Here is a 20,457-nt window from a genome sequence, read left to right as displayed (position 1 = left end):
GCCAAGCTCGCCGGCGGCGTCCATCGCCTCGACGGCCAGCTCATGGTCGTGCTCGACGTCGATCGCGTCCTCGAGCTCGAAACCAAAGTGCAGATGGCAGCGTAAGCCAACGAAAACATCGAAGCCGGAGAACCAAAATGAAAACCTGTTTGGTGGTCGATGATTCCAGCGTCGTACGCAAGATCGCGCGCCGAATCCTGGAAGGCCTGGAGTTCGAGGTCACCGAGGCCGAGGACGGCTCGAAGGCGCTCGAGATCTGTCAGCGCAAGCTGCCCGATGCCGTGCTGCTCGACTGGAACATGCCGGTCATGGACGGCTTCGAGTTCATGGGCCATATGCGCCGGCTGCCCGGCGGTGACCAGCCCAAGGTCGTGTTCTGCACCACCGAGAACAACGTGGCTCACATCGCTCAGGCGCTCAGCGGCGGCGCCAACGAGTACATCATGAAGCCTTTCGACAAAGACATCATCGCCGACAAGTTCGCTGAAGTTGGTTTGATCCCGGTCGGACAAGCCATGGTCTGAGTGTGTCTGGCCCAAAGTGTTTGGGCCAGAGTGTTCCAGTACAGCTTTCCGAGAGGCCATCCGTGACCCCGACCGAGTATGAGTACCTGCGTAAGTTCCTGAAGGATAATTCCGGTCTCGACCTGTCCGCAGACAAGCAATACCTGATCGAAAGCCGCCTGCTGCCGCTCGCCCGCAAGGCCGGGCTCTCCGGCATCGCCGAGCTGGTGCAGAAGCTGCAAGGCGGCTCGCGCGCGCTGATCACCGACGTGGTCGAAGCCATGACCACCAACGAGACCTTCTTCTTCCGCGACAAGGTTCCGTTCGATCATTTCCGCGACCACATCATGCCGGAGGTCATCAAGGCGCGCGCCGCCAAGCGCAGCGTGCGCATCTGGTGCGCCGCCGGCTCGACCGGCCAGGAGCCCTATTCGCTGGCGATGAGCCTGAAGGAGATGGGCGCGGCCCTCACCGGCTGGCGCATCGAGATCATTGCGACCGACTTGTCGCAGGAGGTGCTCGAGAAGGCCAAGGCCGGCGTCTACAGCCAGTTCGAGGTGCAGCGCGGCCTGCCGATCCAGATGCTGGTGAAGTATTTCAAGCAGACCGGCGAGACCTGGCAGATCAATCCCGAATTGCGCGCGATGATCCAGCACCGCCAGCTCAACCTGCTGCACGATTTTGCCCAGCTCGGCACCTTCGACGTCATCTTCTGCCGCAACGTGCTGATCTATTTCGACCAGGACACCAAGATCAACATCTTCAACCGCCTGGCGCGCCAGATCGAGCCGGACGGCTTCCTGGTGCTGGGCGCCGCCGAAACCGTGGTCGGACTGACCGATACGTTCAGGCCGCTTCCGGAGCGGCGCGGCCTCTACAAGCCGAACGACCCGCGCGCGGCACCGGCCAAGCCGGTTCTCGCCGCTGCGGCGCCGCGCATGGCGGCGATGGCGGGACGATAAGCATGGCCGAGGATGGCAAGGGCGCGGAGCGTGTGACATTCAGCCGAGGTTATGATGTCTGCATCATGGCTATCGACGGCACCTGGCGGCGCGACTGCAAGCTCAACGCGATCTCCGACACCGACGCCATTCTCACGGTCGAAGGCTCGATCCAGGGGTTGAACCTGAAAGAGTTCTTCCTGCTGCTGTCGTCGACGGGCCTCGCCTACCGTCGCTGCGAGCTGGTCCGCGTCAACGGCGCCGAAATGGACATCCAGTTCCTGCGCGGCAAGAACAGGAAGAAGCGCGGTACGGCCGGCGGCCATGACGCCGCGGCGTGATCTGGCTGCAGTCGTCGCCACTCTTTCCGTTACGTTGCTTCACAATTGCTGAAGATATCCGAATCAATTGGCCGCATCAGCTTTACGGGGCCTAAGCGCGAGCCGTGTATCCATTGAAGGTCTCAATCTCAGGATACGGCAATGCCCAGAAGCTCTCTTTCCCCCATCCCGTCAAACCTGCCCGACGTCGCCGAGCGGCGTGCGCTTCAGCTCCTGGTGGTCGACGACGACGCCACGCAGCGCCGCCTGATCACGGTCGCCGCCAAGCAGGCCGGCCACGAAGTCACCGTGGCGCCATCCGTGGCGGACGCGATCGAGAAGCTCCGCGCTGCGCGCTTTGACTGCGTGACGCTCGATCTCGTGCTGGAGGATGGCGACGGCATCGACGTGCTGCGCGAGATGGCGAGCGCGAAATTTGCTGGCTCCGTGATCGTCATCAGCGGCATGGACGGCAAGCGCCGCAGTGCCGCCCGCAGCTTCGCCCGTTCCGTCGGGATCGAGCTTCAAAGTCTGCCGAAGCCGCTGGATCTCGCGGCTCTGCGCATCAGCCTCGCCAATCTCGGCAAGATCGCGATGGGCCTGCCGGCGATCCACACCTGGGGAGGTGTCGCCAACGACGCGATCGTGGAACGGCACCGCGCCTAAAGCGCGGAGCTGCCATGCGATCGGACGCGGTCGCCCGCCGCGCGACCGGATTCCGACAGGCATTGCAGGGCGTGGCCGAGGCCCGCCCGGCAGGCGTTGAGGGCCGCGTTCACGGTGGCATAACGGGGCGTGACGTCGTCGAGCAAGAAGACGTCCGGGGAACCTTCCGGATCGCTGCCGTGTTCTCGATCCATGGCTGCGGCGATCCGGCGCATGCTGGTCTCGATCTGTGCGATCAGCAAGCGAAGGTCCGCCGCAATCAGCTCACGGCTCTCGACTTCGGATGTTGCGACAAGAGGCGGCGTGTCGGCCAAATTTGCCATGGATATTCTCCGTCACCTGCAATTAGGCGCCATGCCGCTACTTGTGCGTTAAGTCCATGTCCCGTACAAATACGGGTGGGCCGAATCCGCGCCGAGCGCCATAACGGTTGGCGCGGACGCGAGTCCTTCATGCCAACCGGACGTGGCACATGGCCGAACAAAGCTCTCGCGGTGAAATCTTCGTGGTCGACGACGATCCTGCCGTTCGCGACACCTTGTCGATGGTGTTGAAGGCGGCGGGCTATGAGGTGATCTGTTTTGCGGACGGCGCAGCGCTGCTCTCCGTCGCGCGAAACCGCACACCGGCTGCGATCCTGCTCGACGTGCATATTCCCGGAAAGTCGGGTCTCGACATCCTGAAGGAGTTGCACGGCGAGGACTATCCGGCGCCGATCTTCATGATCTCCGGGCAAGGCGACATCGCGATGGCGGTGGGCGCGATCAAGAGCGGCGCGCTCGACTTCATCGAGAAGCCGTTCCGCGGCAGCGAGATCGTCGGCCGGCTCGACGAGGCGATCGGCGCCTATGCGCGCAGGCAGGCGGAGAACGCGTCTCCGAAATTCGGCTCGCTGCATTTCCCCGGACGCGAGCCGTTGACGCGCAGGGAGCGCGAGGTGCTGGAGCAGTTCGCCTCCGGCGCCTCCAACAAGGAAGCCGGCCGCACGCTCGGCATCAGCCCGCGCACAATCGAGGACCACCGCGCCAACATCATGAAGAAGCTCGGCGCGCGCAACGCCGCCGATCTGATCCGCATCGTGATGACCGCAGCCCAGCGCGCGTCGTAGGCGGCTGATTCTCTCTCGTGCCCCGGACGCGGTGCATCAGGAATGATGCGCCGCTGAGCCGGGGCCCATCTCTCCTCACCGACGGTTTCGTAGCCCGGATGGAGCGCAAGCGTAATCCGGCGATTTGCGCGCGCCGCACGGACTGTTCCCGGATTGCGCTGCGCTCCATCCGGGCTACGGAAGCTCAAGCGCTCAACGCCTTGCGGATGATCCGCGCCAGATCCGATTTGCGATAGGGCTTTGCGAGCAGCAGAACACCCGAATCCAGCCGGCCGTGATGGATGATCGCGTTCTCGGTATAGCCTGACGTGTAGACCACCTTGAGATCGGGGCGCGTCTTCTGAAGCGCGTCGGCGAGCTGCCGTCCGTTCATCTTGCCGGGCATGATGACGTCGGTGAACAGCAGGTCGAACGGCTTTCCGGTGGCGACGATCGCGAGCGCCTCCGCAGCATTGGCGGCCTGCAAGGTGACGTAACCCAGCGAATGCAGCTGCGTCAGCACGTAGTCGCGCACCAGCCGGTCGTCCTCGACGACGAGGATCGTCTCGTGTCCGCCCTCGATCGTCGCGGGAGTCACGCCCTCGCCGACCGCTGTCGGCGTCTTGCCGGGCGGCAGGTACATCTTGATCGTCGTGCCGTGGCGCTCCTCGCTGTAGATCTTGATGTGACCTGCGGACTGCTTGATGAAGCCGTAGACCATCGAAAGCCCGAGCCCGGTGCCCTTGCCCGGTCCCTTCGAGGTGAAGAAGGGGTCGAACACCCTGGCCAGCATGTTCGCGGGGATCCCGGTGCCGGTGTCGCTCACGGCGATCAGCACATAGTGCCCCGGCGGCACATCGTTCGCGCTGGCATACACCTCGTCGAGATAGGCGACGCCGGTCTCCAGGATCAGCTTGCCGCCGCCGGGCATGGCGTCGCGGGCATTGAGCGCGAGGTTGAGGATCGCGGTGGTGAGCTGGTTGGGGTCGACGATCGCGACGCAATTCTCGTCCTCGAACACCGATTCGATCTGGATCTGCTCGCCGAGCGTCGGCCGCAACAGTTTCGCGGTGTCGACGATCAGCGAGTTGATGTCGATCTCGCGCGGCTGGAGCGGCTGCTTGCGCGCGAAGGCGAGCAGGTGCTGGGTCAGATCGGCGCCGCGCGCGGCGGCCTCGTCGATCATCTTCGTGATGGCCGCGAGCTGCGGCTCCTTCGCGACCGCGTCCGCGAGAATCTCGATCGTCCCGGTGATGACGGTGAGAATGTTGTTGAAGTCATGCGCCACGCCGCCGGTAAGCTGGCCGACGGCCTCCATCTTCTCGGCATGGCGGATGCGCTCCTCTGCGGCGATCTTGTCGGTGAGGTCGCGGTAGAAGACGTTGAACAGCAGGCCCTCGCGGCGCTTCAGGGCGGTGACGCTGAGCTCGGCCTTGAATTCCTTGCCGTCGCGGCGGCGGCACATGAGCTCGTGGCGGCGGTTCAGCGTCCTGCTGTCCACGTTCTCCAGGAATAGCTTCAGCCCCGCCCTGACCCTCTCGCGCTCGCTGTCGGCGACGATGAGGTCGATCGTGCTCTTGCCGAGCACCTCGTCGCGGCGCCAGCCGAACAGCTGTTCGGCCCGCGAGTTCCAGTTCAGGATGCTGCCGGTCTCGTCGGTCTGGACGAAGGCGTCGAGCGAGGTCTCGACGATGTTGCGGGCAAGCCGCTCGCTCTCGCGCAGCGATTCCTGCGCGAGCCGCGCTTCGGTCATGTCGCGTCCGGCAAAGAAGAAGCGATGCGCTGGCTCGGACCAGCTTCCGAGCCAGGACAGCCAGACCTCGTGGCCGCTCTTGTGGAAGCAGCGGGTGTCGGCGAGCTTGATGCGCTCGCCGCGACGCATCGCGCGCATCTCGGCGCGGCACTGTTCCAGATGATCGGGATGAACGAAGCCGGCGCCGCTGCGGCCGATCATCTCGTCCGGCCGATAGCCGAGAATGGTCTCGCTGCTCGGGCTGATCTGCGCGATATAGCCTCGCGCATCCATGATCATGATCAGGTCCTGCGACGTCTCGAAGATCTGGCGCCGCTCTTCGAGCTGCTGCTGCAGCGCCCGCTCGGCGCGCCGCGCCTCGGTCAGGCTGCTCGCGCTCCCGGAGGCGCCGATGATCTCGCCCGAAGGTCCCTTGATCGGCGACAGGCTGAGCGAAATCTCGACCGGCGTTCCGTCCTTGCGCAGGCGCACCGTCTCGAAGCGCTCGATCGGCTCGCCCCGCGCGATCCGCCGCAAATAGTCCTTGCCATGCTCGCGGCGGTCGGGCGGCACAATGATCGACGTCGGCTTGCCGATCGCCTCATCCGCCGTAAAGCCATAAAGACGCTCGGCGGCCGGATTCCAGCCCGTGATGACGGCATCGAGCGTCTGCATCACGATCGCATCGTCGGACGATTCCACCGCGGCACTGAACAAGTTCTCGCGCGCCGCGTGATGGCTTCGCGCGGCCTCGGTGCGGCGATGCTCCTCGATCTCGCGTTCGAGCGCGGCTGTCTTCGCCCGGGTTTCCTCGACCATCTGGGCAAAGGCCCGTGCCAGCACGCCGGTCTCGCCGCTGGCATCGACGGGTATGTCCGCCGGCCGTCCGCTGCCGATGGCCGCCACCGCCTCGGTCAGACGCCCGATCGGGCGGGTCAATGAGCGCGCCAGCAGCACCGCGAGCGCGGCCGCGGCGAGAACGGCAAGCACGCCGACGAGCAGGGACGTTCTTTGAATGGCGGCCGGCACGCGGCCGAAGACGGACGGGGGAATGGTCACGATGATGGCGACCCATTCCTTGCCGGCAAGCAGTGTCGGCGCGATGGCCGCGCCGCTTGGCCGGCCCGATTTATCGGTTGTGAGCCGCGTGGCTACGTCCGACGTGCCAGCCAGGGCCGAGAAGATTGGAAAGTCCTTGCGCCAATCGGTGGGATGGCCGCGCGATGAGCCGAATTCCCGTGTGCGGTCGGGATGGACGAGATAGTCGCCGCGCGAATTCACGACGTATATCTCTCCTCCCGAACTCCCGGTCGAGCGGATGCGGTCGAGCGCCGGGCGCATGTCGATATTGGCGATGACGATCCCGAACGGCTTGTTGTCCGGCGTGAACAGGGGCGTCGCGACACGAAGAGTCGGAACGTGCGGCTCCGTGGTCCCGCCCTGCCGCGTGGCGAGATCGACGGGCGAAACATAGATCTCGCCGGGTGCCAGCCGTATCGTTTCCTGAAAATAGGCTCGCTCGCCCTTGCCCTCCAGTTCGCCGTCGGGGACGATCCGGGCCGTTCCATTCGGGCCGGAGCGGTCGACGCGGACCATCTCGCGCTGGTTATCGTCGAGACCGATGATTCGAAACTGCCCATAGCTGGGCTTGGCATCGATCTCGGCCGCAAGCCGCGCCGCGATGCGCTCGCGCCAGGTTTTTTCAGAGACGCCGTCGGAAGCGTCGATTCCTCCACCGAGGTGAGCGCGGATCAGGCCATTGATTGCCGCGGCGGAGCGATAGCCGGTCAAATCGCCGCGGGCGCCGGCGACGTAGGATTCGAGATTGGCTGCCAGCAGGCGCGACTGGGCTTCGACCCGCTCCAGGACACGCGGAATGACGGCCTGAGTGGTGTTGCGATAGCCCAACCATCCGACTGCGGCCACGGTGACCGCCACCAGCAGGATCATCGCGATGGCCAGCCGCGTTGCCAGCGTCGTTGCAAGTCTCATCGGGGTATTCGCAGGAATGGTCGTATCGCTGCGCCATTTCTGCCCTGAGGAGGTGTTCTTGTCATCGGCGGCCGGAGCGGACATCGGACCCCTCCGGCTCGCCCGCCTTCAGGCAACCATCGCTCGCGACCGTCACGTGATGACCAGCGCGTTCCAGCAGCAGCCGGATGGTGATCTGCACGGCCGGGTCGTCATCCACGATCAGGATGTTGGCCACGTCTGAAATCCTCCGGGGCCGCACGGGACGTTCCAGCGACCTCAAATCAAAGCGACAAATGTGAAATTTTTGCGCGGATTCTGTGTGCGCCGCAAGCGCCTCGCGTTCGCTGCGATTGCCTTTCCTGGCGCTCCAAGAGGCAGCGCCTTGCACACCATACGCACTCTTGCGTGCATATGAGCCAAACCTTGGTTCCTGAATGGCCTAACCCGTTTCAGCGACAGGAGATATTGTTCTCGCCGTAGTTGTACGGAACCGGGCTTTCACTATAGGTTAAAGGCGACGGATTACAATCTCAGATAGTTTTCGTATCGGCATTTTCGCGCATTTCATTCCCGTATTCCGCATCCGACGAAGGCCGGCCTCCCCACCGGCTATCAGCACGAGACCCTGTCATGTTCAAATCGATCGCGAACACCGGAATTCGCACCCGGCTGCTCGGCGGCTTTGCGTTGATCTGCGGCCTGCTCGCGGCGACCGTGATCTACACCGTTGCCGCCGTCTCGGACATTTCTTCGCGGATCAGGGCGGTCGTGGACCAGCGTGCGCCGGTCGCGATCGCGAGCACGGAGCTGGTCGGCAATCTCTATTCCACGCTTTCGACGCTGCGCGGCTATCTGCTGACGGGCGATGCTCAGGGCAAGCGCGACCGGGCCGCCGTCTGGGCCGAGCTCGACCGCACGGCCGCCGCGGTCGACCGCATGGCGGAGGGCTTTTCCAGCCCACAGAACAAGACCAATTGGAGCGAAGCCAGGGCGCTGATGGCGGAATTCCGCCAGGCCCAGGACAAGGCCGAGCTCGCCGCCTTCACCCCGTCGGCCTATCCGGCGAGCGAGCTGCTGGCGAAAGAGGCCGCGCCGCTGATCGCGACCATGTTCGCCGAGATCACCGCGATGATCGACGAGGAGGAGGCGCTGGAGGCGACACCGCAGCGCAAGCGCCTGCTCAAGACTTTTGCCGATGTGCGCGGCAATCTTGCCGCCGCGGGATCGCAATTGCGCCTGTACGTGGCCTCGGGCGAGGCTGCCGATCGTGACAAGTTCGAAAAGCCGCTGGCGACCTTCAGGGCCGCGCTCGCGTCGGTCGGCACCCAGGCAGATCTGCTCACCGAACGGCAGGCGACCGCTTATCGGGCCATCGCCAAGGCGAACGAGGCCTTCACCCCGGTGCCGCAGAAGATCTTCGCAATCCGCCAGACGCCGCAATGGAATATGCCGGTGTTCATCCTGTCCAGCGAGGCTGCCCCGCGCGCGGCACGGATTCTCGATCTGCTCGACGGTCGCAAGGACGCCGACGGCACGCGCTCGGGCGGCCTCAAGAGCGACCAGCAGTCGAAGCTCGCCGACGACGCCCGCAACGTGGCCGATGCGGTCGAGAGATTGCTGCTGCTGCAATGGATCCTGCTCGCCGCGGGGCTTGCGCTCGCCACAGCGATTGCGATCCTGGTTGCGCGCTCCATCACCGGTCCGATCGTCGAGCTGGTGGGCGATTCCGCGCGCCTGTCCGGCGGCGACACCAGTGTCGAATTCAGGACGGCCGAGCGCGGCGACGAGATTGGCGTGGTCTCGCAGGCGGTCGCCAAATTCCGCGACAATGTGATCGCCCAGCAGCAGGCGGCGGCGTCTCTCGCGCGCGAGGCGGAGGCGCGCGAAGCGGCCAACCGCAACATGGAGGACGCGGTCGAGGACTTTCGCGCGACCTCGCACGATCTGCTCGCGCTGGTCGGCGAGAATGCGGGCACCATGCGGCAGACCGCAGAGAGCCTCGGCGGCATCGCCAACCATGCGACGAGCCAGGCAGCTTCCGCGGCGGCCACCTCCGAGCAGACCGCGGTCAACGTCCAGACCGTCGCCGCGGCGGCCGAGCAGCTTGCGAGCTCCATCGTCGAGATCGGCCGGCAGATCGAGCTGTCCAACAAGACCGTGCGCTCCGCGGGCGAGGTGACCGCGCGCTCGGAGAGCGAGATCGAAGGGCTCGCGCAAGCCGCGCAGAGCATCAGCTCGGTGGTCGATCTGATCCAGGCGATCGCGGCCCAGACCAACCTGCTGGCGCTCAACGCCACCATCGAGGCCGCGCGCGCCGGCGAGGCCGGTCGCGGCTTTGCCGTGGTCGCGTCCGAGGTCAAGGCGCTGGCCGACCAGACCCGCAACGCGACGCAGGAGATCGCCCAGCACATTGCCGCGATCCAGAACTCGACGGGCAGCGCTGTTGCCTCCGTCAAGGAGGTCGCAACCGCCATGCGCCGGATCGACGAGGTGGCCGCGGCGATCGCCAGCGCCGTGGAAGAGCAGGGTGCGGCGACGCGGGAGATCTCGCAGAACGTCCAGATGGCGGCGTCCGGAACGCAGACGCTGGCAAGCAGCATCGGGACGGTCTCCGGCGCAATCGCGCAAACCAACCGCTCGGCCGACGACGTGAGGGGAGCGGCCAACCAGGTTTCCGGAGCGGCCGAACGCCTCGCCGCCGAGGTCCAGTCCTTCTTCGTCAGGCTGCGCAATGGTCCGATGGACCGCCGCAACAGCGGCGATGCTGATTATCGCGGGTCGGAACGGCGCAACGGTCGCGACGCGGCCTAGAACGGAATGGCTCCGGGTCAATTCGATCATCGCGGGCTTGCCTCGGCTCTCCTGCAAGCGCAGGGCTATCGCATTTGAGAGTTTTCCCTGCGGCCATCCTTCGAGACGCCCGCTTGAGGCGGGCTGCTCAGGATGAGGGCGGAGTCCGCGGCAGCGTTTCAACGGGCACTGACGCTGATTAGCCTCATCCTGAAGAGGCGCGTCAGCGCCGTCTCGAAGGACGAGGCGTGCGCGCAGGGCCGCAATCGGCGGCCGGGTGAGGGCAGATGCAGCCGGTCGATATGCCCGCTGCGACTGCACACCAGCGCCCAAAGCTCCTCCTTGCCCTCCTCGACATACCCGCAGTGTTCGCGGGCCCCTTGACGGTGATCATCATCGGGCTCTTTGTCGAGAACCTGATCTTCCGCGCCATCGAGCGGAACACCGTGCAGAAATGGGGCACCCAATCATGACCAAGAAGAAAACGCCCGACCAGCTCCGCAGCGCGCGCTGGCTCGCGCCCGACGATCTCCGCTCGTTCGGCCACCGCTCCCGCACCATGCAGATGGGCTACGCCCCGGAGGAGTGGAAGGACCGCCCGGTCATCGCGATCCTCAACACCTGGTCGGATGCGCAGCCCTGCCACATGCACTTCAAGTCGCGCGTCGACGACGTCAAGCGCGGCGTGCTGATGGCCGGCGGCCTGCCGCTGGAGCTGCCGGCGCTGTCGCTGTCGGAATCGCTGCTGAAACCGACCACGATGCTCTATCGCAACCTGCTGGCCATGGACGCCGAGGAGCTGCTGCGCAGCCATCCCGTCGACGGCGTGGTGCTGATGGGCGGCTGCGACAAGACCACGCCGGCGCTGCTCCTGGGCGCGACCTCGATGAACATCCCGGCGATCTATCTGCCGGCGGGCCCCATGTTGCGCGGCAACTGGAAGGGCAAGACGCTCGGCTCCGGCTCCGACGGCTGGAAATACTGGGACGAGCGCCGCGCCGGAAAGATCTCCGAGAAGGACTGGCTCGATATCGAGGCCGGCATCGCCCGCAGCTACGGCACCTGCATGACCATGGGCACGGCTTCCACCATGACTGCAATCGCGGAGGCGATCGGCATGACACTGCCCGGTGCGTCCTCGATTCCGGCCGCCGACGCCAACCACATCCGCATGGCCAGTGAATGCGGCCGCCGCATCGTCGAGATGGTGTGGGAGGACCTGACGCCGAAGGTGATCCAGACCCGCAAGGCGTTCGAGAATGCGATTGCGGTGGCGATGGCGATGGGCTGCTCCACCAATGCGATCATCCATCTGATCGCGCAGGCCCGCCGCGCCGGCCAGGACATCGGCCTCGACGATTTCGAGAAGGCCAGCCGCAAGGTGCCCGTCATCGCCAACGTGCGGCCGAGCGGCGATACGTACTTGATGGAAGATTTCTTCTATGCCGGCGGCCTGCCGGCGTTGATGGCGCAAATCAAGCCGCATCTGCATCTCGACTGCATCACCGTCACCGGCAAGACGCTGGGTGAGAACATCGAGGGCGCCGAGGTCTACAATGCCGACGTGATCCGCGGTATCGACAATCCCATCTACAGGGAGGGCGCGCTCGCCGTGCTCAAGGGCAATCTCGCGCCCGACGGCTGCGTCATCAAGCCGAGCGCCTGCGCGCCGCGCTTCCTCAAGCACACCGGGCCGGCGCTGGTGTTCGACGATTATCCCTCGATGAAGAAGGCGGTCGACGATCCCAATCTCGACGTCACCGAGGATCACATTCTCATCTTGCGCAATGCCGGGCCGCAGGGCGGGCCGGGCATGCCGGAATGGGGCATGCTGCCGATCCCGACCAAGCTCGTGAAGCAGGGCGTGCGCGACATGGTGCGCATCTCGGACGCGCGCATGAGCGGCACCAGCTACGGCGCCTGCATCCTGCACGTCTCGCCGGAGTCGTACATCGGCGGCCCGCTGGCGCTGGTGCAGAACGGCGACCGCATCACGCTGGATGTCGCTGCCCGCACCATCAATCTCGATGTCCCCGAGGCCGAGCTGGAAAAACGCCGCGCCGCCTGGAAGCAACCCGAGCGCCGCTTCGAGCGCGGCTACGGCTGGATGTTCACCAGGCACATCAAGCAGGCCAATGACGGCTGCGACTTCGACTTCCTCGAGACCGATTTCGGCGCGCCGATCGGCGAGCCGTCGATTTATTGATTCCCCTGTCATTCCGGGGCATCGCGAAGCGATGAGCCCGGAATCCATTGTGCGCCAGTACGTGCGGCTCGATGGATTCCGGGCTCGCGCCAAGTGGCGCGCCCCGGAATGACGAACTAACGAGAGAGCTCAGTCAATGAACAAACTTTCCGAAGCCACCCGCACCAAGCTCAAATCCGTCTCCACCGCCACCGTCGCCACCGCCCTGTTCAAGCGCGGCCTGCGCATCCAGATGGTCCAGGACGTGCATCCCGTCGGCCCCGACCAGCCGACCATGGTCGGCGAAGCCTTCACGCTGCGCTACATGCCGGCGCGCGAGGATCTCAACACGATCGAGGTCTTCAAAGACCGCTCGCACCCGCAGCGCAAGGCGGTGGAGGATTGCCCGCCCGGCGCCGTGCTGGTGATGGACAGCCGCAAGGACGCGCGCGCGGCCTCGGCCGGCGCGATCCTGGTGACGCGGCTGATGAAGCGCGGCGTCGCCGGCGTCGTCACCGACGGCGGCTTTCGCGATTCCGCCGAGATCGCCAAGCTCGGCGTTCCCGCCTATCACCACCGTCCCAGCGCGCCGACCAATTTGACGCTGCACCAGGCGATCGAGATCAATGTGCCGATCGGCTGCGGCGATGCGCCGGTGTTTCCCGGCGACGTCATCCTCGGCGATGCCGACGGTGTCATCGTGATCCCCGCGCATCTCGCCGACGAGATCGCCAACGAAACATTCGAGATGACCGCGTTCGAGGATTTCGTCACCGAGGAAGTCGGCAAGGGCCGCGGCATCTTCGGCCTCTATCCCGCCACCGATCCGCAGACGCTCACCGATTTCGCGGAGTGGCGGAAGAAGAACGGGAGGTAGCGCTCTCGTAGCCCGGATGGAGCCAACGGGTCGGCGCGAAGCGCCGCCCGATGACAGGCTCCGCGTAATCCGGGAACAGTCCTGCAGTCTGCGCGAATCCCGGATTGCGCTGCGCTCCATCCGGGCTACGACGTCACGCCTCCGCCATCCCCGCCGCCCACAGCGCGAACGCGTACACGATCGCGACTTCATCCAGCCGGTCGAACCGTCCCGAGGCGCCGCCGTGGCCGGCGCCCATGTTGGTGCGGAGCAGGACCGGGCCGCCGCCGCTCATGGTGGCGCGCAGGCGCGCGATCCACTTCGCGGGCTCCCAATAGGTGACGCGCGGATCGGTCAGGCCGCCCATCGCCAGGATCGCCGGATAGTCCTTGGCCGCGACATTGTCGTAGGGCGAGTACGACAGGATGGTGCGGAAATCCTTCTCGCTCTCGATCGGGTTGCCCCATTCCGGCCATTCCGGCGGCGTCAGCGGCAACGTGTCGTCGAGCATGGTGTTGAGCACGTCGACGAACGGCACCTCGGCGACGATGCCGGCGAACAACTCGCCGGCGCGGTTCGCGACCGCGCCCATCAGCATGCCGCCGGCCGAGCCGCCATGGCCGATGATGCGCCTGGCGCTGGTGTACTTCGCATCGATCAGCGCGCCGGCGCTGGCGGCGAAATCGTCGAACGAGTTGGTTTTCTTCTCGCGCTTGCCGTCGAGATACCAGCCCCAGCCCTTGTCGGCGCCGCCGCGGATATGGGCGATGGCGTAAACGAAGCCGCGGTCGACCAGCGACAGGCGGTTGGCGCTGAACGAGGCTGGCATCGCCATGCCGTAGGAGCCGTAGCCGTAGAGCAGCAGCGGCGCTGCGCCGTCGAGCTCGAGCCCGCGGCGATGCAGGATCGAGACCGGCACCTCGGCGCCGTCATGCGCCTTCGCCATGATGCGCGTGGTGACGTAGTCGGCGGCATTGTGGCCCGACGGGATCTCCTGCCGCTTGCGCAGCACGCGCGTTCGTTTCGCCATGTCGTAGTCGTAGACCTCCGATGGCGTCGTCATCGACGAATAGGCAAAGCGCAAATTCGTCGTCTCGAATTCGTAGGAGCCCATCGTATCGAGCGAATAGGCGGCCTCGTCGAAAGCGATGGCGTGCTCTTCCCCGCCAGCGAGATCGCGGATCACGATCGACGGCAGCGCATTGGCGCGCTCCAGCCGCACCAGATGGCCGGCATAGAGATCGAGGTCGATGATGTAGATGCCGGGCCGATAGGGGATCAGATCGCGCCAGTTCGCCCGCTCAGGCTGGCTGAGCGGCGCCGTGACGATCTTGAAGTCGATGGCGTCATCGGCATTGGTGAGGATGAAGAGCTCGTCGCCGCGATCGGCGAGCGAATATTGCACGCCTTCTTCGCGCGCCGCGATCAGGCGCGGCGGCGCTTCGGGCTTGGCGAGATCGATCAGCCGCTGCTCGCTTGTCTCGTGATCGCCGCCGGCGATCACGCAGAAGCGGCCGCTGGTGCTCTCGTGCAGATGGGTGAACCAGCCGGCATCCTGCTCCTCATAGACCAGCGTGTCGTCGGCTTGCTTGGTGCCGAGCTTGTGCCGCCACACCTGCATCGGCCGGTGATTGTCGTCGAGCTTCACATAGAAGAAGCTCTTGCAATCCGCGGCCCAGACCACGCCGCCGTCGGTCTCCTCGACGACATCGTCGAGATCCTTACCCGTCGCCCAGTCGCGCACGCGGATGGAGAAATATTCGGAGCCCTTGGTGTCCGCGCTCCAGGCCTGCAATTTGTGATCATACGAGTGGCGGCTGCCGCCGAACTTGAAATATTGGTGGTCCTTGGCGAGCGCGTCGCCGTCGAGCACGATATGGCCCTCGCCGCCGTCGCGCGGCATGCGGCCGAACAGCTCGTGCTGGCCGCCCTCGCGAAACCTGCGGAAATAGGCGAACGGACCGTCCGGCGACGGCACGCTGGAATCGTCCTCCTTGATCCGCCCGCGCATCTCGCGCACCAGCGTCGTCTGCAGGCCCGCGGTGTGTCCGAGCAGGCTCTCGGTGTAGACGTTCTCCTCGTCCAGGTATTTGCGGATATCGGGATCGAGCAAGCTGGGGTCGCGCAGCACCTCCTGCCATTTCGCATCCTTCAGCCAGGCATAGTCGTCGGTCACGGTAATGCCGTGCCGCGTGAAGGAATGCGGCCGGCGCGGGGCGACGGGGGGCTTCGAAGGCGTCTTGGCTTGGGTCACTCGGTCCTCGTTCAATGCGTATCCGCGATGTCGCCGTCTTCACCTCTCCCCGCTTGCGGGGAGAGGTCGAATTCGATCGCAGATCGAATTCGGGTGAGGGGCGAGCGTAGCTCGTCCCGACCCCGTAAGAACGGGGAGAGGGAGAAGGCGCGTTCCCTTATATCGTCTCGATTCCGCGAATTGCCAGCGGGACTGCGCCAAGTCGCCGGGTTGTTGATCCGGCCCTTGTATGCTTTAGGCTCCATGTCCCCGCCGCCGGTCCAGCCTGATGCTGTTCAATTCCTACCCGTTCATCCTGCTGTTCCTGCCGGTCGTGCTGGCTGGCTATTTCCGGCTCGGCCGGCGCAACAATCTGGCACCGGTGATCTGGCTGGCACTGGCCTCGCTCGCCTTCTACGCCATCGGCAGCTGGCAGTTCGTGGCCCTGCTGCTGATCTCGATCGCGTTCAATTATCGCGTCGGCCATCTCCTCATCGTGGCGGAGCTCAAGGCGCCACAGCGCCGCGCAGCGCTCGCATTCGGCCTCGCCGGCGATCTCCTCGTGCTCGGCATCTTCAAATATGCCGGCTTTGCCACAGACAACATCAATGCGGTGTTCGGCACGCACCTCGCAGTCCACATCCTGCTGCCGGTCGGCATCTCCTTCTACACCTTCACCCAGATCGCGTTCCTGGTGGATGCGTATCGCGGCCAGGTCGCACGTTACGCCTTGCCGCATTACGCGCTGTTCGTGACCTATTTCCCGCACCTGATCGCGGGGCCGATCCTCCACCACAAGGACATGATCCCGCAATTCGAGCACGAGGAATCGAAGCGCCCCGATGCGCATCTGATCCTGTGCGGGATCATCATCTTCGCGATCGGCCTGTTCAAGAAGACCTGCCTTGCCGACGGCATCCAGCCGCTGGTCGCGCTCGCTTTCGAGGCTCGTTCGCCGAGCTTCGACCAGGCCTGGCTTGGCGCACTCGCCTACACATTCCAGCTCTATTTCGATTTCTCCGGCTATTCCGACATGGCGATCGGGATCTCGCTGATGTTCGGCATCTTCTTACCCGTGAATTTCAATTCGCCCTACAAGGCGAGCAGCATCGTCGAGTTCTGGCGCCGCTGGCACATGACGCTGTCGCAGTTCCTGCGCGACTATCTCTACATCCCGCTCGGCGGCAATCGCCGCGGCCGGGTGCTGCGCTACGTCAACCTGATGATCACGATGCTGCTCGGTGGGCTCTGGCACGGTGCGGCCTGGACTTTTGTCGTGTGGGGCGCGCTGCATGGCGCCTATCTCTGTCTCAATCATGCCTTCAACGCGCTGGTGCCGAACGTTCCCTCGCTGCTGGCGCGCCCGGGTCGCATGCTTGGAGCGATTCTGACTTTCCTCGCCGTCGTCATCGCCTGGGTATTCTTCCGCGCCGAGAGCGTTGCCTGGGCGCTGCGGATTCTTCACGCGATGGCTGATCCCGCAAACATCGTGTTCGGTCGCGAGGAGATTGCGGCGCTGGTGCTGGTCGCAATCTATGCCGCGCTGGTCTGGCTGGCACCGAACACGCAAGCGATCATGGGATACGACCACGGCAACCGCAGGGTCGGAGAGGCCTTGCGGGCAGGGCGCATGCGACCGCTGTTCCTTTACGGCGCATCGCTGGTGCTCGCGTTCGGCATTTTGGGCATCCAGAGCCACAGCGAATTCATCTATTTCCGGTTCTGATGCAGGGCATGTTCACCAATCTCGGCCGTCTTCTGCTGGCGAGCGCGGCATGTGTGCTTGGCGCCGCCGCGCTCACTTTCGTCGTCGATCCCCTGCAGCTGTTCCGCCCCTCGCGTCTCATGGCGGCGTTCTACTCCGACGACACCCGCGTGCAGAATGCCGGACTGATCCGCAGCCAGCCGTTCGACACCGCCTTCATGGGCACCTCGCTCGCAATCCATTTCCGCCAGAGCGACATCGACCGTGCCCTCAGCGTCCGTTCGCTCAAGCTGGCGATGACCGGCTCCAACTCGCGGCAGCAGGCTTTTGTGCTGGAGCAGGCGATCGACCGCGGCGCTAGGCGGGTGATCTGGGAGATGGACGATTTCATCTTCGTCGATGCCGCTTATATCGAGACCGATCCCTATCTCTCCGTCGATCTCTATCGCGGGACGGCCAGGGGCATCGCCTCCTATCTGTTCAGCGCGGCGATGGCGAAGGAGTCCCTGTTCGCATTGCTGCGGTCGATCCCGCCGCTGCGGGAGCCGCTGACCCGGGCGGCGCCTTATCTGCCCGTCAAGTTCGCGCTGTCCGACGTCGATGACATCTACGCGCTGCCGCGGGATTTCGATGTCGCGCGTGGCTACAACGCGACGAAGACGCTTGCCGCCTTCGCCTACATCACCGATCCCGTTCGCAGCCGCTTCCTCGGCGAGGGCTACAGCCTTGATGCGATGGTCCGGCATTTCGAGTGCGATGCCGCCGGTCTGATCGCGCGCCATCCCGGCGTGACCTTCGACATCTACTTCCCGCCCTACTCGATCCTGCAATTCGTCGCCATGCGCGATGCCTCGCCCGAGACGCTGAAGATCGTCACCGATCTCACGGCGGTCGTGGCGTCCCGCCTGACACAGCTTCCCAACGTGCGCCTCCACGATTTCCGCGCGATCAAGGCGGTCACGCACGATCTCGATAATTACAGCGACGTCATCCACCATTCACCGCTGGTGGACGCGATGGTGCTGAAGTGGCTGGCGAGCGGGGAATATCGCGTCGATCCGAAAGCGCCGCTTGCGTCGCTGAACGAGCTGAAGGCCCAGGTCGAAGCGTATCGCGTTCCGCAGCCGCAGCCGTAGCCCAACACTCCGCTGTCGTCCCGGATCAGCGCTCCGCCCTGACAATGCTACGCGTTGCCAGAGCTGCGCTTGTCCGGGACGACAGCGGAGTTTGTGGCTGCTACACCGCCACCTCGTCGCCGAGATACGCCACGGCCGCCTCTAGCCCGCCCTTGCCGTGCGGGATCTTCAGCGCATTGAGCCCAACCTCGATCACGCCCAGCGTGCCGAGCAGCATCGGTGCATTCACGTGGCCCATATGGGCGATGCGGAAAGCCTGACCCGAGAGATCGCCGATGCCGGTGCCGAGCACGACGCCGCACTTGTCCTTGCAATAGCGTTGCAGCACGGCGGGGTCGTGGCCGTTGCTCATGGTCACCGTGGTCACGGTGTTGGAGCGCTCGCTGGCCTCGGCCACGTTGAAGCCGAGCACCTGTCCCTCCGACCAGACGGAGACCGCGCGCCGCGCGGCTTCGCCGAGCAGGCTGTGGCGGCGGAAGGCGTTTTCAAGCCCTTCCTCGTGCAGCAGGTCGATCGCCCGGCGCAGCGCGAACAGCAGATGCACCGGCGCGGTGCCGGCATATTTGCGATAATTCTCGGTGCCCTCGCGCTCGCTCCAGCTCCAATAGGGCGTCGACATGTTCGCCTTCTTGTGCACCTCGAGCGCGCGCGCATTGGCGGCGACGAAGCCGAGGCCGGGCGGCGTCATCAGGCCCTTCTGCGAGCCGGACATCGCGACGTCGATGCCCCATTTGTCCATCTCGAACGGCATGCAGCCGAGCGAAGCGACGGTGTCGACCATGTACAGCGCGGGATGGCCGCTGGCCTTGATCGCCTTGCCGATCGCCTCGATGTCGTTCTGCACGCCGGAGGCGGTGTCGACCTGGACGACGACGACGGCCTTGATCTTGTGCTCCTTGTCGCGGCGTAGGCGCTCCTCGACCTCGTGCGGCCGCACCGCGCGGCGCCAATCGCCCTTGAGCACCTCGACCTCGGCGCCCATCAGCGCCGCTGCATTGCCCCAGCCCATCGCAAAGCGCCCGCTCTCCAGCACCAGCACCTTGTCGCCGCGCGACAGCACGTTGCTCAGCGCCGCTTCCCAGGCGCCGTGACCGTTGGCGATGTAGATGTAGGACTTGCCCTTGGTCGCAAACAGTTTCGAGATGTCGCCGAGCAGGCTCTCGGTCAGGTCCAGCATCTCTTTGGAGTAGATGTCGATCGCCGGACGGTGCATCGCCCGCAGCACCTCGTCGGGCATCGTGGTGGGCCCGGGGATGGCCAGAAATTCCCGGCCCGCGCGAACGGTCATTGCTGTCAGTCCTTGTTGCTTGAGAACAGGATGGTGGGTCGTTGAATCTCACTTCTACGCGGCGTTGGAGGCCAAGAAAAGCGCGCAAAACGCAGGTCTGGGGCTCCTATCTCTTGGTCTCGCGGCAGCCGGCCGCTTCGGCCTCTTCGACCGAGCAGAACCAGCGGGTGCCTTTGCTGATCTTCATCTTGATCTGGGTGTACCAGCGGCTGGAAGGCTGGTGATAGATGCATTCGCCGGTGCTGTTCACATTGCCCTTGATGGTGCAGTCCGGCGAGGGCGCGACCGGCCCCGAGGCCGAGGCGAGCAGCACCGCATGCGCGCCCTCCGGCGGCTTGGTGGCGCCCAGGATGGCGGTCTTCTTGTTGCGGACGCGCCAGTCCCAGGGCGCGATGAAGGCGCCCTGCCACATCCCGGCCTTGGCCTCGCGCGCGGCCTTTTCATCCGCCTCATAGTCGCGGGACATGTGGGTGTAGGCCAGTGCCCAGCCGCTGTGCACCAGCCATTTCTGGATGTCCTCGCCGCCGACGTCGCAGCGCGCCACGGTGCGGCCGCGCCGGTCGATCGACCTCGTGTGGCAGACCCAGGTCTTGCCCTCGGCGAACTTGGCGAGCTCGTCGCGGGCCGCGACGCCGCAGGTCCAGCGCTCGCTCTTGGTGTTGAGACAGAGCTGGTCGACCGCGGGCGCGTCGATGCCGCCGAGCCGGATGCGCGTGTTGCCGATCACCACGGCATCGCCGGCGCGGACTTTCGCCGTGCCGGTGATGTCGGCAGCGTGCGCGAGCGAGGGGGCGAGGAAAGCAAGCGCAATCAGGACTTTTCGCAACATGCCGATCCGGGTGTGATGAACATCTCGATAGAGCGCGCGATTGTGGTCGGCTTTTGGCCACACGGCCAGCGCATGCCTAACGAATGGGCTTTCAACTTCCCGTCATTGCGGCTCTCTCTTACCCTCCCCCTCCAGGGGCTACTGGATTCACACATCACTTCGGTCGTGAGGGTGGCGGATCATGAGGTTGGCACCGCGTTTTATGGCTTGGA

Annotated in this window: 16 protein-coding genes and 4 pseudogenes; 13 read left to right on the top strand and 7 right to left on the bottom strand. The window is 65.1% G+C overall.

Annotated features, from left to right (window positions below; translation table 11 throughout):
• The 5 genes and pseudogenes from JQ566_RS34775 to JQ566_RS34290 all read left to right on the top strand — a co-directional run.
• Positions 1 to 105 (top strand): annotated as a pseudogene (locus JQ566_RS34775) (chemotaxis protein CheW); the annotation flags it as partial.
• Positions 106 to 137: 32 nt separating this feature from the next.
• Complete coding sequence (locus JQ566_RS34305) at positions 138 to 524, top strand: response regulator (RefSeq protein ID WP_027577509.1); 387 nt, start codon at positions 138 to 140, stop codon at positions 522 to 524.
• A gap of 62 nt (positions 525 to 586) precedes the next feature.
• Positions 587 to 1,465: a CheR family methyltransferase gene (locus JQ566_RS34300; RefSeq protein ID WP_212380644.1), complete on the top strand. Its 879-nt coding sequence runs from the start codon at positions 587 to 589 to the stop codon at positions 1,463 to 1,465.
• A 2-nt stretch (positions 1,466 to 1,467) separates the two neighbouring features.
• Entirely contained in the window at positions 1,468 to 1,785 is a 318-nt protein-coding gene (locus tag JQ566_RS34295; protein ID WP_027577507.1) for a hypothetical protein, read from the top strand.
• 141 nt (positions 1,786 to 1,926) lie between these two features.
• Complete coding sequence (locus JQ566_RS34290) at positions 1,927 to 2,430, top strand: response regulator (RefSeq protein WP_212380642.1); 504 nt, start codon at positions 1,927 to 1,929, stop codon at positions 2,428 to 2,430.
• Here the strand turns inward: JQ566_RS34290 and JQ566_RS34285 are convergent.
• Complete coding sequence (locus tag JQ566_RS34285) at positions 2,427 to 2,753, bottom strand: hypothetical protein (RefSeq protein ID WP_212380641.1); 327 nt, start codon at positions 2,751 to 2,753, stop codon at positions 2,427 to 2,429. The two genes, JQ566_RS34290 and JQ566_RS34285, sit on opposite strands and share 4 nt — an antisense overlap.
• 149 nt (positions 2,754 to 2,902) lie before the next feature.
• Here JQ566_RS34285 and JQ566_RS34280 point away from each other — a divergent pair, with 149 nt between their 5' ends.
• Complete coding sequence (locus JQ566_RS34280) at positions 2,903 to 3,538, top strand: response regulator transcription factor (protein WP_091897867.1); 636 nt, start codon at positions 2,903 to 2,905, stop codon at positions 3,536 to 3,538.
• A gap of 184 nt (positions 3,539 to 3,722) precedes the next feature.
• Here the strand turns inward: JQ566_RS34280 and JQ566_RS34275 are convergent, their stop codons facing one another.
• Complete coding sequence (locus tag JQ566_RS34275; RefSeq protein ID WP_212380638.1) at positions 3,723 to 7,325, bottom strand: PAS domain S-box protein; 3,603 nt, start codon at positions 7,323 to 7,325, stop codon at positions 3,723 to 3,725.
• Positions 7,326 to 7,356: 31 nt separating this feature from the next.
• Positions 7,357 to 7,458 (bottom strand): annotated as a pseudogene (locus tag JQ566_RS34270) (response regulator); the annotation flags it as partial.
• A gap of 395 nt (positions 7,459 to 7,853) precedes the next feature.
• Between JQ566_RS34270 and JQ566_RS34265 the strand changes: the two are divergent.
• Positions 7,854 to 10,034, top strand: a complete 2,181-nt coding sequence (locus JQ566_RS34265) for a methyl-accepting chemotaxis protein (protein WP_212380635.1) — start codon at positions 7,854 to 7,856, stop codon at positions 10,032 to 10,034.
• Positions 10,035 to 10,282: 248 nt separating this feature from the next.
• Here the strand turns inward: JQ566_RS34265 and JQ566_RS34770 are convergent.
• Positions 10,283 to 10,372, bottom strand: a pseudogene (locus tag JQ566_RS34770) (GntR family transcriptional regulator); the annotation flags it as partial.
• Here JQ566_RS34770 and JQ566_RS34260 point away from each other — a divergent pair.
• From JQ566_RS34260 to JQ566_RS34250, 3 genes and pseudogenes are all read left to right on the top strand, one after another.
• Positions 10,361 to 10,486 (top strand): annotated as a pseudogene (locus tag JQ566_RS34260) (ABC transporter permease); the annotation flags it as partial. The pseudogenes JQ566_RS34770 and JQ566_RS34260 overlap by 12 nt on opposite strands.
• A complete protein-coding gene (gene araD, locus JQ566_RS34255; protein WP_212380633.1) occupies positions 10,483 to 12,219 on the top strand; it encodes an L-arabinonate dehydratase in 1,737 nt (578 codons plus the stop codon). The pseudogene JQ566_RS34260 and the gene araD, both read left to right, overlap by 4 nt.
• A 136-nt stretch (positions 12,220 to 12,355) precedes the next feature.
• Positions 12,356 to 13,075, top strand: coding sequence for a ribonuclease activity regulator RraA (locus JQ566_RS34250; protein WP_212380631.1), 720 nt, complete (start codon positions 12,356 to 12,358; stop codon positions 13,073 to 13,075).
• A 133-nt stretch (positions 13,076 to 13,208) separates the two neighbouring features.
• On the opposite strand, the gene JQ566_RS34245 is transcribed toward JQ566_RS34250, so the two are convergent.
• Complete coding sequence (locus JQ566_RS34245) at positions 13,209 to 15,308, bottom strand: S9 family peptidase (protein ID WP_212380629.1); 2,100 nt, start codon at positions 15,306 to 15,308, stop codon at positions 13,209 to 13,211.
• A gap of 268 nt (positions 15,309 to 15,576) precedes the next feature.
• On the opposite strand from JQ566_RS34245, the gene JQ566_RS34240 reads away from it, so the two are divergent.
• Both JQ566_RS34240 and JQ566_RS34235 read left to right on the top strand, forming a co-directional pair.
• Positions 15,577 to 17,013: an MBOAT family O-acyltransferase gene (locus JQ566_RS34240; protein ID WP_212380627.1), complete on the top strand. Its 1,437-nt coding sequence runs from the start codon at positions 15,577 to 15,579 to the stop codon at positions 17,011 to 17,013.
• Positions 17,013 to 18,128, top strand: a complete 1,116-nt coding sequence (locus tag JQ566_RS34235) for a hypothetical protein (RefSeq protein WP_212380625.1) — start codon at positions 17,013 to 17,015, stop codon at positions 18,126 to 18,128. The genes JQ566_RS34240 and JQ566_RS34235 overlap by 1 nt, the downstream gene beginning before the upstream one ends.
• Positions 18,129 to 18,228: 100 nt before the next feature.
• Here the strand turns inward: JQ566_RS34235 and JQ566_RS34230 are convergent, their stop codons facing one another.
• Both JQ566_RS34230 and JQ566_RS34225 read right to left on the bottom strand, forming a co-directional pair.
• Positions 18,229 to 19,416 carry a pyridoxal-phosphate-dependent aminotransferase family protein gene (locus tag JQ566_RS34230; protein WP_212380623.1) on the bottom strand — a complete coding sequence of 396 codons (1,188 nt, stop codon included), beginning with the start codon at positions 19,414 to 19,416 and terminating at the stop codon, positions 18,229 to 18,231.
• 106 nt (positions 19,417 to 19,522) lie between these two features.
• On the bottom strand, positions 19,523 to 20,245 hold the full coding sequence (locus JQ566_RS34225) for a thermonuclease family protein (RefSeq protein WP_212380621.1): 723 nt from the start codon (positions 20,243 to 20,245) through the stop codon (positions 19,523 to 19,525).
• Between the two features lie 15 nt (positions 20,246 to 20,260).
• Here JQ566_RS34225 and JQ566_RS34220 point away from each other — a divergent pair.
• On the top strand, positions 20,261 to 20,457 hold a 197-nt coding region (locus tag JQ566_RS34220), incomplete at its 3' end, for a hypothetical protein (RefSeq protein WP_212380619.1).

Source organism: Bradyrhizobium sp. SZCCT0231 (assembly GCF_018130245.1).
GTDB lineage: Bacteria > Pseudomonadota > Alphaproteobacteria > Rhizobiales > Xanthobacteraceae > Bradyrhizobium > Bradyrhizobium japonicum_F.
This window is presented reverse-complemented; position numbering and strand designations above follow the sequence as displayed.

Excerpts from the sequence above, each read along its gene's own strand:
- JQ566_RS34305 (WP_027577509.1), top strand. The coding sequence starts at position 138 with ATGAAAACCTGTTTGGTGGTCGATGATTCCAGCGTCGTACGCAAGATC.
- JQ566_RS34295 (WP_027577507.1), top strand. The coding sequence starts at position 1,468 with ATGGCCGAGGATGGCAAGGGCGCGGAGCGTGTGACATTCAGCCGAGGT.
- JQ566_RS34290 (WP_212380642.1), top strand. The coding sequence starts at position 1,927 with ATGCCCAGAAGCTCTCTTTCCCCCATCCCGTCAAACCTGCCCGACGTC.
- JQ566_RS34285 (WP_212380641.1), bottom strand. The coding sequence starts at position 2,753 with ATGGCAAATTTGGCCGACACGCCGCCTCTTGTCGCAACATCCGAAGTC.
- JQ566_RS34280 (WP_091897867.1), top strand. The coding sequence starts at position 2,903 with ATGGCCGAACAAAGCTCTCGCGGTGAAATCTTCGTGGTCGACGACGAT.
- JQ566_RS34275 (WP_212380638.1), bottom strand. The coding sequence starts at position 7,325 with ATGTCCGCTCCGGCCGCCGATGACAAGAACACCTCCTCAGGGCAGAAA.
- JQ566_RS34265 (WP_212380635.1), top strand. The coding sequence starts at position 7,854 with ATGTTCAAATCGATCGCGAACACCGGAATTCGCACCCGGCTGCTCGGC.
- araD (WP_212380633.1), top strand. The coding sequence starts at position 10,483 with ATGACCAAGAAGAAAACGCCCGACCAGCTCCGCAGCGCGCGCTGGCTC.
- JQ566_RS34250 (WP_212380631.1), top strand. The coding sequence starts at position 12,356 with ATGAACAAACTTTCCGAAGCCACCCGCACCAAGCTCAAATCCGTCTCC.
- JQ566_RS34240 (WP_212380627.1), top strand. The coding sequence starts at position 15,577 with ATGCTGTTCAATTCCTACCCGTTCATCCTGCTGTTCCTGCCGGTCGTG.
- JQ566_RS34235 (WP_212380625.1), top strand. The coding sequence starts at position 17,013 with ATGCAGGGCATGTTCACCAATCTCGGCCGTCTTCTGCTGGCGAGCGCG.
- JQ566_RS34230 (WP_212380623.1), bottom strand. The coding sequence starts at position 19,416 with ATGACCGTTCGCGCGGGCCGGGAATTTCTGGCCATCCCCGGGCCCACC.
- JQ566_RS34225 (WP_212380621.1), bottom strand. The coding sequence starts at position 20,245 with ATGTTGCGAAAAGTCCTGATTGCGCTTGCTTTCCTCGCCCCCTCGCTC.